The sequence below is a fragment of the Paraburkholderia sp. A3BS-1L genome (genome assembly GCF_051125215.1).
Taxonomy (GTDB): domain Bacteria; phylum Pseudomonadota; class Gammaproteobacteria; order Burkholderiales; family Burkholderiaceae; genus Paraburkholderia.
In genome coordinates this window covers 14,201-27,267 of sequence record NZ_CP120442.1, presented here as the reverse complement: position 1 = coordinate 27,267, position 13,067 = coordinate 14,201, and the positions used below count along the sequence as shown (strand labels likewise).

10 protein-coding genes are annotated in these 13,067 nt (G+C 64.9%); 4 read left to right on the top strand and 6 right to left on the bottom strand.

Going from position 1 to position 13,067, the window contains the following annotated elements:
- Positions 1–37: 37 nt before the first annotated feature.
- The 4 genes from htpX to def all read right to left on the bottom strand — a co-directional run bounded on the left by htpX (position 38) and on the right by def (position 3,353).
- Positions 38–895 (bottom strand): zinc metalloprotease HtpX, encoded by an 858-nt coding sequence (htpX, locus tag P5W99_RS00115; protein ID WP_035523362.1) that lies wholly within the window; start codon positions 893–895, stop codon positions 38–40.
- 125 nt (positions 896–1,020) lie between these two features.
- On the bottom strand, positions 1,021–1,665 hold the full coding sequence (locus P5W99_RS00110; RefSeq protein ID WP_434661353.1) for a LysE family translocator: 645 nt from the start codon (positions 1,663–1,665) through the stop codon (positions 1,021–1,023).
- A 125-nt stretch (positions 1,666–1,790) separates the two neighbouring features.
- The gene (gene fmt, locus P5W99_RS00105; RefSeq protein ID WP_434661351.1) at positions 1,791–2,795 is read right to left on the bottom strand and encodes a methionyl-tRNA formyltransferase; all 1,005 of its coding nucleotides are present in this window, start codon (positions 2,793–2,795) and stop codon (positions 1,791–1,793) included.
- 54 nt (positions 2,796–2,849) lie between these two features.
- Positions 2,850–3,353, bottom strand: a complete 504-nt coding sequence (gene def, locus P5W99_RS00100) for a peptide deformylase (RefSeq protein ID WP_421022660.1) — start codon at positions 3,351–3,353, stop codon at positions 2,850–2,852.
- A 253-nt stretch (positions 3,354–3,606) separates the two neighbouring features.
- On the opposite strand from def, the gene dprA reads away from it, so the two are divergent.
- The 3 genes from dprA (at position 3,607) to P5W99_RS00085 (ending at position 8,275) form a co-directional block, all read left to right on the top strand.
- Positions 3,607–4,857, top strand: a complete 1,251-nt coding sequence (gene dprA, locus P5W99_RS00095) for a DNA-processing protein DprA (RefSeq protein WP_421022659.1) — start codon at positions 3,607–3,609, stop codon at positions 4,855–4,857.
- Positions 4,858–4,935: 78 nt separating this feature from the next.
- Positions 4,936–5,313: a thioredoxin family protein gene (locus P5W99_RS00090; protein ID WP_421022658.1), complete on the top strand. Its 378-nt coding sequence runs from the start codon at positions 4,936–4,938 to the stop codon at positions 5,311–5,313.
- A gap of 301 nt (positions 5,314–5,614) precedes the next feature.
- Positions 5,615–8,275: a DNA topoisomerase III gene (locus P5W99_RS00085; protein ID WP_421022657.1), complete on the top strand. Its 2,661-nt coding sequence runs from the start codon at positions 5,615–5,617 to the stop codon at positions 8,273–8,275.
- A gap of 146 nt (positions 8,276–8,421) precedes the next feature.
- Here P5W99_RS00085 and P5W99_RS00080 read toward each other — a convergent pair whose 3' ends face one another.
- Together P5W99_RS00080 and P5W99_RS00075 are read right to left on the bottom strand one after the other, a co-directional pair.
- Positions 8,422–9,522, bottom strand: coding sequence for a LysR family transcriptional regulator (locus tag P5W99_RS00080; protein ID WP_421022656.1), 1,101 nt, complete (start codon positions 9,520–9,522; stop codon positions 8,422–8,424).
- A 213-nt stretch (positions 9,523–9,735) separates the two neighbouring features.
- A complete protein-coding gene (locus P5W99_RS00075; protein WP_434661350.1) occupies positions 9,736–11,586 on the bottom strand; it encodes a phosphoenolpyruvate carboxykinase (GTP) in 1,851 nt (616 codons plus the stop codon).
- A 395-nt stretch (positions 11,587–11,981) separates the two neighbouring features.
- Here P5W99_RS00075 and P5W99_RS00070 point away from each other — a divergent pair, with 395 nt between their 5' ends.
- Positions 11,982–12,995, top strand: a complete 1,014-nt coding sequence (locus P5W99_RS00070) for a D-2-hydroxyacid dehydrogenase family protein (protein WP_421022654.1) — start codon at positions 11,982–11,984, stop codon at positions 12,993–12,995.
- Positions 12,996–13,067 lie beyond the last annotated feature (72 nt).

The following is a 13,067-nucleotide window of genomic DNA, read 5'->3' as shown; positions in this document are numbered from 1 at the left end:
TCTGCCTTTCTCCGCCTTTCGCTCGCGCCGCGCTGTTTCAGTCGAAGCGGCCCGTGCGCGCCATCTCCATAAGACGCGCGATGCGCTCCTCGGTGGCGGGGTGCGTCGAGAACAAATTCGCAACGGCGCCGCCCGAAAGCGGATTCATGATCATCATCTGCGCCGTGGACGGATGCTGCTCGGCCGCCGGGAACGGAATGCCCTGCGCGTAGCGATGGATCTTGTCGAGCGCCGATGCAAGCGCCTGCGGATCGCCCGAAATCTGCGCGCCGCCGCGATCGGCCTCGAACTCGCGCGCCCGCGAGATCGCCATCTGGATGAGCGCGCCCGCGATCGGCGCGAGCAGCGCAACCGCAATGCTGGCGATCGGGTTCGCGGGACGGCCGTTCTCGTCGCGGCCGCCGAAGATCATCGCGAAATTGGCGAGCGCCGAGATCGCGCCGGCCATGGTGGCCGTGATCGTCGAAATGAGGATGTCGCGGTGCTTCACGTGCGCGAGCTCGTGGGCCATCACGCCGCGCATCTCGCGCTCGGAAAGCACGCGCAGGATGCCGGTGGTGGCGGCCACTGCCGCATGCTCGGGATTGCGGCCCGTGGCGAACGCGTTGGGCGCGTCTTCGTTGATCAGGTAGACGCGCGGCATCGGAATGTTCGCGCGCGTGGCCAGCTCGCGGACCATGCGATAGAACTGCGGCGCCGTGGTCTCGTCGACTTCCTGTGCGTTGTACATGCGCAGGACCATCTTGTCCGAGAACCAGTATGAGAAGAAGTTCATGGCGAGCGCGAACATGAGCGCGAGCATCATGCCGCGCTGCCCGCCCATCATTCCGCCAATCACGATGAAAAGGGCCGTAATCGCGGCCATCAACATCGCGGTTTTGACCCAGTTGAACATGTGCTGTGCTCCTTCACCCAATGGGAATCAATTCGGGGATCAAATCGTCAAACACCCGCCAACAGCGGCCGGCGAGCGCATTGTAAGCGATTTGTTAGATATGGGCGGATCGGAAAAATTCAATCTCAGCGCGTGGCCGTGGCGAGCCGCAGGCCGAGCCCGACAAACGCAGAGCCCACCGTGCGGTCGAGCCACTTTCTGATGCCGGGCTTGCCGGAGAAGCGCTGCGTCACGCTGCCCGCGATCCAGGCGACGAAGCTGTTCCAGATCGTGCTCATGACGACGAACACGACGCCGAGCGCGAGGAACGCGAGCACCTTGTGCGGGCTCGTCACGCTCACGAACTGCGGGAAAAACGACACAAAGAACAGCACGACTTTCGGGTTGAGCACGTTGGTCCAGAAACCCGAGAGGAAAAGCTGGCGCAGCGGACGCGGCGCAGCGGCGCGCGGGGCGAACTCCGTGGTGCTAGCCGGGGCGCTTTGCTTCGCGAAGATCAGGCGCACGCCGAGGTACACCAGGTAGCATGCGCCCACGAGCTTCATGACCGTAAACGCCGTGGCCGAGGCCGCGAGCAGCGCGGTCAGCCCGAACGCGCAGGCCAGCGCATGCACGCAGCAGCCCGCGGAAATGCCCAGCGCCGAGACGAGCCCGGCGCTGCGGCCTTGCGCGACGCTGCGCCCGACGATGTAGGCCGTATCGGGGCCGGGCGTAACGTTCAGGAGAAAAACGGCGACGAGGAAGAAGCCAAAATGAGTAATGCCAAACATGACGTTTTTCCTGCAAAACGACTCGGGAAAAGGGTTCGAGCCGTCCTGTGCAGCCGTCTCGACAACGCTCCTGAATTCTAACGCGCGCGGCGGCGCGTGTATCGCCCCGCCTTCAGGTTGGGCGCCTACGCGGCCCCGGCGCCGGTGTCAGTCAGCGCGAAGCGCTGGCCAGCCGCGAGCGGCATGCCGGCGAGGAATTCGCGCGCCGGCAGGCGTTTCCCACCCGGCTTCTGCAGCTGCGTCACGCGCAGCGCGCCCTCGCCGCACGCCACGACGACGCCGCCAGGCGAGGCTTCGAGGATCTGGCCCGGCACGGCTGCGGCGGGCACCTTGATGCCGTCGGCCGGCTCGGCCGACCACAGCTTGAGCAGCGCGCCATCCAGTGTGGCCGCGCCGCCCGGGAACGGATCGAACGCGCGAATCTGCCGTGCCAGCGCCTCGGCGGAACGGCGGAAGTCGAGTGCGGCCTCCTGCTTGCCGATTTTCTCGGCATAGGTGACGCCCTCGGCCGGTTGCGGGACCACGGGCAGAACGCCATCGCGCTCGAGCCGGATCAACCCCTCCACCACGAGTTCCGCGCCCAGCTTCGCGAGGCGGTCGTGCAGCGTCGCGGTCGTGTCCGTGGACGCGATGGGCGTGCGCACTTCCGAGATCATCGGGCCGGTGTCGAGGCCCGCATCCATCTGCATGAGGGTGATGCCGGTCTCGGCATCGCCGGCCTCGATCGCGCGGTGGATCGGTGCCGCGCCGCGCCAGCGCGGCAAGATCGATCCGTGAATGTTGATGCAGCCGCGCGGCGGAATATCGAGCACTTCCTGCGGAAGCAACAGGCCATAAGCAGCCACCACCATCACGTCGTGCGGCGTCACGCGCAGCAGTTCCAGCGCCGCGGCGGCTTCCTCGGGGTACTTGCCCGCGCGCCGCAGCGAAGGCGGCTGCGCCACGGCGATCCCGTGCTCCTGCGCGTAGCGTTTAACCGGACTCGCCTGGAGCTTCATCCCGCGACCCGCGGGCCGGTCGGGCTGGGTCAGCACGAGCGGCACGGCAAACCCCGCCTCGTGGATCGCGGCGAGCGCGGCGGCGGCGAATTCCGGCGTACCGGCAAAAATCACGCGAAGAGAATGGCTCATGGGCGCTGGAAGAAGATCGGCGAATGAAGAAAAGGACGGTGCGGCGCGCGAACCTTACATCGCGCGCTCGAGCTTCTTCATCTTGCTCCTGATGCGCGTCTGCTTGAGCGACGAGAGGTACTCGACGAACACCTTGCCCATCAAGTGATCCATTTCGTGCTGGATGCACACGGCGAGCAGGCCTTCGCAGTCGACCTCCCAGGTCTCGCCCTTCTCGTTGAGCGCCCGCACGCGCACCTTTTCGGCGCGCTCGACCTCGTCATAGATGCCCGGCACCGAGAGGCAGCCCTCTTCGTGCACTTCGCGCTCATTGCTCGCCCAGACGATTTCCGGGTTGATGAACACGAGCAATTCGTTGTGCGTGTCGGAGACGTCGATCACGACGACGCGCTCGTGCACGTCGACCTGGGTGGCGGCAAGCCCCACGCCAGGCGCGGCGTACATGGTCTCGGCCATGTCGGCGACGAGCTTGCGGATACGGTCGTTGACCACCTCGACGGGCTTGGCAACCTTGTGCAGGCGCTTGTCCGGGTAATGAAGAATGTTCAGTAGAGCCATGGTTTGACAGGTTCCTGGTTGGGCGCCGCGAGCCGCGCGCTCGCGCGCGAACTGGCCATTCGGCCAACTGGTGCGCCCCTCGCGGAATACAGAAGATAGACGGTCAGATCGACGTGCGGGCAACTGGCGGCGGGCAAAAAGCGCGGTGCCAGCAGCACGCCGTGACGATGCGTCACAGCGACGCAAACAAATTTCGGATGGTGAAAATTTTAACACGACGGGCTTGACTTCGCCCGCCGACGGAGAATCGCCGATGCTCGCTACCTTGCCGCTCGGGGCCGACGAACTCAGCGCCTGGCTGCGCCTCGCGAACGCACGGGGCCTGAAGCCGGCTGCGCTGCGTGCGCTGCTCGGCACGTTCGGGCTCCCTCAGCGCGTGCTCGCGCAGCCGTTCGGAGCGCTTGCGGCCGCTGCCGGCAACGAGGCCGCCCGCGCCGTGCTTGCACCGCCGGCTGCCGGCTTCGCGCAACAAGTCTCCGCCGTGACCGCATGGTGCAGACAACCGCGCAACGCGCTTGTCACACTCGCCGATCCCGCGTATCCGCCCCGCCTCCTGACGATGCCCGACCCGCCGCCGCTCCTCTACGTGACAGGGCGGCTCGATCTGCTGCATGCGCGCAGCGTGGCCGTGGTGGGCAGCCGCAGCGCCACGCCGCAAGCGCTCGAAGACGCCGCGCGCTTCGCGCGCACGCTCGCCGCGGCGGGCGTAACGATCGTCTCGGGCCTGGCGCTCGGCGTCGACGGCGCGGCGCACGAGGGCGCACTCGGCGAGCCCGGCGGCACCGTCGCCGTCACCGGCACGGGCGCCGACCTCGTCTATCCCGTCGCACATCACGCGCTTGCGGCCCAGATCGCCGAACGTGGCGCGATCGTCACCGAATGGCCGCTCGGCACGCCCGCGCGTTCCGCGAACTTTCCGCAGCGCAACCGCGTGATCGCCGCGCTGGTGGAGGGCGTAATCGTAGTCGAAGCGGCCATGCGCTCAGGCTCGCTCATCACCGCGCGCCTCGCCAATGAAATGGGACGCGACGTGTTCGCGCTGCCCGGCTCAGTCCACGCGCCGCTTTCGCGCGGATGTCATCGGCTGATCAAGGAAGGCGCGCAGCTGGTCGAGACACCGGAGGAAGTGCTCGAAGCGCTGCGCTTCACGCAACCGGCGCCGCGCGCCGCGCGAGCCAGGGCGTCGCGCAAACAAACCACAGCATGCGCGGCGACGCTTCCATTGGAATTCGAAGCGCAGCTCGACGGCCTCGCGCGAGACCGCGCCCCAACCGGTCCGCTGGCCGAGGCGAAACCCGCCAAGGCAGCGACGGTCACCACGCTCGGGCCCGAGGCCTCCTCCCTGCTCGCCGCGCTAGGCCACGCGCCCGCCACGCTTGAAATCCTCGCGCAGCGCACCGACATGACCGAAGCGGTCCTGCAAGCCACGCTGCTGCGGCTCGAACTGGCCGGGCACATCAGCACGCTGCCCGGCGGGCGGTTTATGCGGACGTCCCACTGCTAGCCCGCCGCCGTGTTACATTCGCGCCAAATACCCGCCCAACGTCCACACTCTATATATAAGAGAACGCAAGGAACGATCATGCCCGCGCTTGACCTCGACACCGACGCCGACCAGATCGCCGAGCGCGTCGCCAACCGCGACACGCTGTTCGTCGCCTGTCTATGCGCGCAGTGGTGCGGCACCTGCCGCGATTACCGGGCCACCTTCGACCGTATCGCCGAGGGCCATCCCGAGATCTGCTTTGCCTGGATCGATATTGAAACGCACGCTGACCGCTTCGACGACCTCGACGTGGAAAACTTCCCGACCATCCTCATCGAGGACAGCAAGGCCACGCGGTTTTTCGGCACGGTGCTGCCGCACGCCGCGGTGGTCGAGCGCATGCTCGCCGATCTCACCGCGCTGCCAGGCGTCGCCGATGCACCGAAGCTGCGGCCCGCGCTGGCCGAGGCCTAAGGCGCGCCTCGCGAATCGCCAACGCCGGGACCGCCAGGCGCCGTCCGGCACTTGTTCCGACCCCATGCTTGCCCGCCACCGCGCCGCGCCCTTATGATGGGCGCCCGGAGACGCCCCCAAGGCTCCATGCAAGCAACCTCGCTCCGATGACAAGAAAATCGCCGTCTGCGCGCCATGTGCTATAAAGCGGTCGTTAAGCGAGAGGCGAAACGCGCCGCGCCGGCCACGCAGCCGATTCAGACCGGATAGCCGCGGGGCGCGATTCATGTCCAAAGCCCGGATCAACCACACACAGCCAGTCATGTCCAAAGCCCTGATCATCGCCGAGAAGCCATCTGTCGCGAACGATATCGCGCGCGCTTTGGGCGGATTTACCAAGCATGACGAGTACTTCGAAAGCGACGACTACGTGCTTTCCTCGGCGGTTGGCCACCTGCTGGAAATCGCCGCGCCCGAAGAGTACGAGGTCAAGCGAGGCAAATGGAGCTTCGCGCATCTGCCGGTCATCCCACCGCATTTCGACTTGAACCCGATTGCCAAGAGCGAATCGCGGCTCAAGGTGCTCAACAAGCTGATGAAGCGCAAGGATGTCGACCGTCTGATCAACGCATGCGACGCGGGCCGCGAAGGCGAGCTGATTTTCCGCCTGATTGCGCAGCACGCGAAGGCGAAGCAGCCGGTCCAGCGCCTGTGGCTCCAGTCGATGACGCCACAGGCGATCCGCGACGGCTTCGCGAACCTGCGCAGCGACGACGACATGCAGCCGCTCGCCGACGCCGCCCGCTGCCGCTCGGAAGCCGATTGGCTCGTGGGCATCAACGGCACGCGCGCGATGACCGCCTTCAACAGCAAGGGCGGCGGCTTCTTCCTGACCACGGTTGGCCGCGTTCAGACGCCAACTTTGTCGATCGTCGTCGAACGCGAAGAGAAAATCCGCCGTTTCGTGCCGCGCGACTACTGGGAAGTGCGCGCGGAGTTCGTCTGTGCGGCTGGCTTCTATGAAGGCCGCTGGTACGACCCGAAATTCAAGAAGGACGAGCTCGACCCGGAAAAGCGCGACTCGCGGCTCTGGAGCCTGCCGGCCGCCGAAACCATCGTGGCCGCCTGCCATGGCCGCGAAGGCACGGTCACGGAAGAATCGAAGCCGTCGACCCAGCTCTCGCCCGCGCTCTTCGATCTGACGAGTCTGCAGCGCGAGGCCAACGGCCGCTTCGGCTTTTCGGCCAAGAACACGCTCGGCCTCGCCCAGGCGCTGTACGAAAAGCACAAGGTGCTCACCTACCCGCGTACCGATTCGCGCGCGCTGCCGGAGGATTACCTCGGCACCGTGAAGGAGACGCTGGAGATGCTCAAGGAGAGCAACAACTACCTGCCGCACGCCAAGCAGGTGCTCGATAAAGGCTGGGTGAAGCCGAACAAGCGCATCTTCGATAACTCGAAGATCAGCGACCACTTCGCCATCATCCCCACGCTGCAGGCGCCGAAGTCGCTCTCGGAGCCCGAGCAGAAGCTCTACGACCTCGTGGTGAAGCGCTTCCTCGCGGTATTCTTCCCGGCTGCGGAATACCGCGTGACCACGCGTATCACCGAAGTGGCCGGCCATCACTTCAAGACCGAAGGCAAGGTGCTGGTCGAGCCGGGCTGGCTGCAAGTCTACGGCCGCGACACGGGCGGCGACGACGCCAACCTCGTGCCGGTGCAGAAGGACGAGAAGGTCAAGACCGAGAAGATCGCGGCGCATCAGCTCGTGACCAAGCCGCCCGCACGCTACAACGAAGCGACGCTGCTGTCGGCCATGGAAGGGGCCGGCAAGCTCGTGGACGACGAGGAACTGCGCGAGGCGATGGCCGCCAAGGGCCTCGGCACGCCGGCCACGCGCGCGGCGATCATCGAAGGCCTGCTCGGCGAAAAGTATCTGGTGCGCGAGGGCCGCGAGCTGATTCCCACGGCCAAGGCGTTCCAGCTCATGACGCTGTTGCGCGGCCTCGACGTGAAGGAACTTACCGCGCCGGAATTGACCGGCGAGTGGGAATACAAGCTCTCGCAGATGGAGCGCGGCAAGCTTCCGCGCGACGCGTTCATGCAGGAAATTGCCCGCATGACGCAGACCATCGTGAAGCGCGCGAAAGAGTACGACTCCGACACCATTCCCGGCGACTACGCGACGCTGGAAACGCCGTGCCCCAACTGCGGCGGCCAGGTTAAGGAAAATTACCGCCGTTTTGCGTGCACGAAGTGCGAATTTTCGATCTCGAAAATCCCGGGAGGCCGCCAGTTCGAAATCCCGGAAGTGGAAGAGCTGCTGCAGAACAAGACCATCGGCCCGCTCTCAGGCTTCCGCAGCAAGATGGGCCGGCCGTTCTCGGCGATCCTCAAGCTCTCTTTCGACGACGAGGTCAAGAACTTCAAGCTCGAGTTCGACTTCGGCCAGGACACAAGCGGCGAGGACGGCGAGGCGCCCGACTTCTCGCAGCAGGAGCCCGTGGGCGCGTGCCCGAAGTGCAAGGCCCGCGTGTTTGAGCACGGCATGAGCTACGTCTGCGAGAACTCGGTTGCGAATCCGAAGACCTGCGACTTCCGCTCGGGCAAGGTGATCCTGCAGCAGGAGATCGCCCGCGAGCAGATGGCGAAGCTGCTGTCGGAAGGGCGCACGGACTTGCTGACGAACTTCAAGTCGTCGCGCACGGGCCGCAACTTCAAGGCGTTTCTGGTGAAGCAGCCTGACGGCAAGATCGGCTTCGAGTTCGAGAAGAAGGAGCCGGGCGCCAAGACTGCGGCGAAGACCGCTGCGAAGAAGTCCACCGCTAAGGCGGGGACCGACGAAGCCGCCAACGACGCGGCCAGCGAAAACGACGCCGCAGAAACGAGCGCAAAACCAGCGCGCAAGACGGCTGCCGCCAAGACCGCGCCTGCGAAAAAGACCGCCGCGCGCAAAACGGCGGCGCGCAAGACCGGTTCGTAATCGCAGGGACCTGCGGCAGCCGGGCGGCGGCACGCATCAGCAAAAAAGCGCAGCTTCTCACGAAGCTGCGCTTTTTTATTTCCGTTCCAAAGCAAACAGAGCGCCCAATCAGGCCCTTCTGGCCCTTGATAAGCGAAATACCGCGCTTATAGCGGTGACAACGCCGTCGGCCGCGTGCGCGCGGCCGCGCGCGGCGCCTTCGAGGGGCGCTCGCTTTGCACGCCGTGGTGCTCGCCGTCGAGCAGATCAGAAATTGGCTCCGAGCCGTCGAACGCCTCGGGCGCCGTTGCGTGCGCCGCGCTGTTCACCGGGCGCGTAAGCCCGTCCTTGATCCATTGCTCGCCGAGCTGGCTGTTCGGCGTCTGGCTGAAATGCTCGACAAGGTGGTCGATGAAGGTGCGCACCTTCGCAGGCAAGTGGCGGCGGCTAGGGTACGCGACGTTGATCTCGACCTGCGGCAGCCGATATTCGCCGAGCAGACGCACGAGACGCCCGCGCGTCATGTCGCGCCCGATCAGGTAGCTCGGCAGGATCGTGATACCCATGCCGAGCAGCGCGAACTGGCGCAGCATCTCGGTGTTGTTCGCGATGATCACGTTGCTCGGGCGCACGCGCACTTCGCCTTCCGGCCCCGTGAAGACCCGTTCGTCGCCCCAGTACTCCGAGGGCAGGGAAAGCGACGGATGCTCCATCAGGTGCTCGGGGCGCGTGGGCGTGCCGTGCTTCTCCAGATAAGCCGGCGTGGCGCACACGGTCATGCAGCCGGTCGTGAGGCGGCGCGTGACGATGCTCGCGCTGCGCATCTGGCGCGCGGTCACGACGCCCAGGTCGAAGCCTTCTTCGACGAGATCGACCTGACGGTCGACCAGCGTAACGTCGGGGACCACCTGCGGGTAACGCTGCGTGTACGTCTGCAACACGGGCGCGAGATTGTGCAGCCCGAACACCACCGGTGCCACGATGCGCAGTGTGCCGACCGGCTCATGATTGCGCGCCACCACCATCTGCTCGACGTCTTCGAGTTCGTCGAGAATCTGGCGAGCCCGTTCGAGATAGACTTGGCCCGATTCAGTGAGGGAAAGGCTGCGGGTCGTGCGGTTGAGCAAACGCGTGCCGAGCCGCCCTTCGAGGTCGGCGACGTGACGCGTTGCAACCGCATTGGAGATATCCATCGCGGAAGCCGCCCGGGCAAAACTGCCGAGGTCGGCCACCTTGACGAATACTCGCATCGACTGCAAATGATCCATGTGACAACTCCTGCCTGTTACTTGGCTGCCAGAAGACGGCAGCGGAAGCCGCGAATTCTCCTACGACACGAGAATTCGTGCAGAAGTTGCCTAAGATTGTCGGAATTTCTTTACGATTTTCTCGACTTTCACTTATTACGCATTGTTACAGCGGCGATTGTTTCCAGAATCGAAACAACACTGGTGAATACTCACCCTCACTTCGCCTGAAATTCAAAGACGCGTCTCCAGCGCCGTACGCGCATCGTTCAGCGCTGGCGGCAAGCCGTGGGCGAGCTTGGCGAAAAGCTCGGCGTGCAACGCGAGTTCGGCGCGCCACGCCTCGGCGTCGACCGAAATCACCTGTTCATACTGTGCAGGCGTGAAATTCAGGTCGTGCCAGTTCAAATCGTCGTAGCGCGGCGAAATGCCGAACGCATGATCTTCGCCCTCGGCCTTACCCTCGATGCGGCGCACCATCCATTCGAGCACGCGCGCGTTCTCGCCGAAGCCCGGCCAGACGAACTTGCCGTCCTCGCCCTTGCGGAACCAGTTCACGCAGAAAATGCGCGGCTGCGTCGCGCCCAGCTTCGAGAGGCGCTCGCCCACCTTGAGCCAGTGGCCAAAGTAATCGGCCATGTTGTAGCCGCAGAACGGCAGCATCGCGAACGGATCGCGCCGCACCACGCCCTGCTGCCCGGCAGCCGCCGCGGTGGTCTCAGAGCCCATGGTCGCGGCCATGTACACGCCCTCGGTCCAGTCGCGCGCCTCGGTCACGAGCGGCACCGTGGTCGAGCGGCGACCGCCAAACAGGAAGGCGTCGATGGCCACGCCCTTCGGATCTTCCCAGGCGGGATCGATCGACGGACACTGCGAGGCGGGCGCCGTGAAACGCGCATTCGGATGCGCAGCCTTGCGACCGGTCTCCTTGCCAATGGCCGGCGTCCAGTCGTTGCCCTGCCAGTCGATCACGTGCGCGGGCGGCTCGTCGGTCATGCCTTCCCACCAGACGTCGCCGTCGTCGGTGAGCGCGACGTTCGTGAAGATCACGTTCTCCTTGAGCGTCGCCATGGCATTGAAGTTGGTCTTTTCGCTCGTGCCCGGCGCGACGCCGAAATAGCCGGCTTCCGGGTTAATCGCGTAGAGACGGCCATCGGCGCCCGGCTTGATCCAGGCAATATCGTCGCCGATCGTGGTGATTTCCCAGCCGTTCATTGCTGCCGGCGGAATCAGCATGGCGAAGTTGGTCTTGCCGCACGCCGACGGGAACGCCGCCGCGACGTGATATTTGCGCCCTTCGGGCGAGCGCACGCCGAGAATCAGCATATGCTCGGCGAGCCAGCCTTCGTCGCGGCCCATCGTCGAGGCGATGCGCAACGCAAAGCACTTCTTGCCGAGCAGTGCGTTGCCGCCGTAGCCCGAGCCATAGCTCCAGATTTCGCGCGTTTCCGGAAAATGGACGATGTATTTCGTATCGTTGCACGGCCACGGCACGTCTTTGTCGCCCGTCGCCAGCGGCGCGCCGACGCTGTGCACGCATGGCACGAACGCGCCGTCCTCGCCGAGCACGTCGTACACGGCACGGCCCATGCGCGTCATGATGCGCATATTCACGGCCACGTACGGGCTATCCGAAAGCTCGACGCCGATATGCGCGATGGGCGAGCCGAGCGGCCCCATCGAGAACGGCACCACATACATCGTGCGTCCGCGCATGGAGCCGGCGAACAGGCCGTCGAGGGTCGCGCGCATCTCGGCGGGTGCCATCCAGTTGTTGGTCGGGCCGGCATCTTCCTTCTTCTCGCAGCAGATGAAGGTGCGATCCTCCACGCGCGCCACGTCCGACGGATCAGAGCAGGCTAGATACGAGTTCGGGCGTTTTTGCGGATTGAGTCGGCGCATCGTGCCCGCGTCGACCATCTGCTGACACAGGCGGTCATACTCCTCCTGCGAACCATCGCACCAGACGATGCGCTCGGGTTGGGTATGGGCGGCAACCCTCTGAACCCACTCGACCAGTTTCCGGTGCCGGACCCAGGCCGGTGCTAGTACAGCAGCCTGAGCGGGGAAGTCAGGATGATTCATCGATATGTCTCCATGGGGGCTTATGAAAATCGATTCTGGCCCTTTCGACGCTGCATGCGAGAGGCTGGGCTGCGCTAACCACCATCTTCATTCGCGCAGCCAGGCAGGTCGTCAAGGCCCTGACAGCGAGGGTTCGCAACCGTCTGTAAAGCGGCTTGCATCAGAACCCTTCAAGCTGATAAAAGGGGGAAAATTCTCACTTAAACCCGATCTGGCTGTACCGGGCGCTATTGCCTGAAACATCAGCAGTGGATAGCAAATGGAATACCCGCCTGTTCCGCGTGCCGGAAGGCACCCTTGTATTCATACCAGCCTACTGCACGCTGCATAGTGGGATAACCACCAGATAAACATCGAGTCGCACCGAGATGTGCGCCACCACCACCCAAGCTGCCATGAAAATTGCCATCCTTGACGACTACCAGGACGCCGTCCGCAAGCTCGACTGCTTTCAATTGCTTGCCGATCACGATGTCAAGGTCTTCAACAACACCGTGCGCGGTCTCGGCCAGCTCGCGAGCCGCCTCGCGGAAGTCGACGCGCTCGTGCTGATCCGCGAACGCACTCGCATCCCCGCGCAATTGCTCGATAAACTCCCGCATCTGCGCATGATCAGCCAGACGGGCAAAGCCGGCCCGCACATCGACATTGCAGCGTGCAGCGAGCGCGGCATCGCCGTGCTCGAAGGCACCGGCTCGCCGGTCGCACCCGCCGAACTCACGTGGGCGCTCATCATGGCCGCGCAGCGGCGCATTCCGCAGTACGTGGCCAATCTCAAGCAAGGCGCGTGGCAGCAGTCAGGCCTCAAGACTTCGGCGATGCCGCCCAATTTCGGCCTCGGCCAGGTGCTGTGCGGGCAGACGCTAGGCATTTGGGGCTACGGCAAGATCGGGCGCCTCGTGGCCGGCTACGGCAAGGCGTTCGGCATGCGCGTGGTCGTGTGGGGCCGCGAGCACTCGCTCGAAGCGGCGCGCGCCGACGGCTACGAAGCGGCCGCCAGCCGCGAGGCGCTGTTCGAGGAGAGCGACGTTCTCTCGCTGCACCTGCGCCTGCACGACGACACGCGCGGCATCGTCAAGCAGGAAGACCTGTTGCGCATGAAACCGACTGCATTGCTCGTCAATACGAGCCGCGCGGAGCTGCTGGAAGAAAACGCGCTGCTTGGGGCGCTCTCGCACAACCGGCCGGGCATGGTCGCCATCGACGTGTTCGAGAGCGAGCCGATCCTCCAGGGCTACAGCCTGCTGCGCATGGAAAACGTGATCTGCACGCCGCACATCGGCTATGTGGAACGCGAGAGCTATGAGCTCTACTTCGGCGCGGCGTTCCGCAACATCCTCGCGTTCGATGCGGGCGATTACTCGCACGTCGCGAATCCCGAAGCGCTGCAAGGCGTGCGCCGCCGGTAGTCACACAAGCGGCGAAAGAACGACAAGGCGGCCCAAGCCGCCTTTTTTCATGATGCGCGCAACGTTCGCGCC

What these genes read in the sequence shown, in the direction of transcription:
- htpX (WP_035523362.1), bottom strand. Translation starts at nt 895, where the DNA reads ATGTTCAACTGGGTCAAAACCGCGATGTTGATGGCCGCGATTACGGCC.
- P5W99_RS00110 (WP_434661353.1), bottom strand. Translation starts at nt 1,665, where the DNA reads ATGTTTGGCATTACTCATTTTGGCTTCTTCCTCGTCGCCGTTTTTCTC.
- fmt (WP_434661351.1), bottom strand. Translation starts at nt 2,795, where the DNA reads ATGAGCCATTCTCTTCGCGTGATTTTTGCCGGTACGCCGGAATTCGCC.
- def (WP_421022660.1), bottom strand. Translation starts at nt 3,353, where the DNA reads ATGGCTCTACTGAACATTCTTCATTACCCGGACAAGCGCCTGCACAAG.
- dprA (WP_421022659.1), top strand. Translation starts at nt 3,607, where the DNA reads ATGCTCGCTACCTTGCCGCTCGGGGCCGACGAACTCAGCGCCTGGCTG.
- P5W99_RS00090 (WP_421022658.1), top strand. Translation starts at nt 4,936, where the DNA reads ATGCCCGCGCTTGACCTCGACACCGACGCCGACCAGATCGCCGAGCGC.
- P5W99_RS00085 (WP_421022657.1), top strand. Translation starts at nt 5,615, where the DNA reads ATGTCCAAAGCCCTGATCATCGCCGAGAAGCCATCTGTCGCGAACGAT.
- P5W99_RS00080 (WP_421022656.1), bottom strand. Translation starts at nt 9,522, where the DNA reads ATGGATCATTTGCAGTCGATGCGAGTATTCGTCAAGGTGGCCGACCTC.
- P5W99_RS00075 (WP_434661350.1), bottom strand. Translation starts at nt 11,586, where the DNA reads ATGAATCATCCTGACTTCCCCGCTCAGGCTGCTGTACTAGCACCGGCC.
- P5W99_RS00070 (WP_421022654.1), top strand. Translation starts at nt 11,982, where the DNA reads ATGAAAATTGCCATCCTTGACGACTACCAGGACGCCGTCCGCAAGCTC.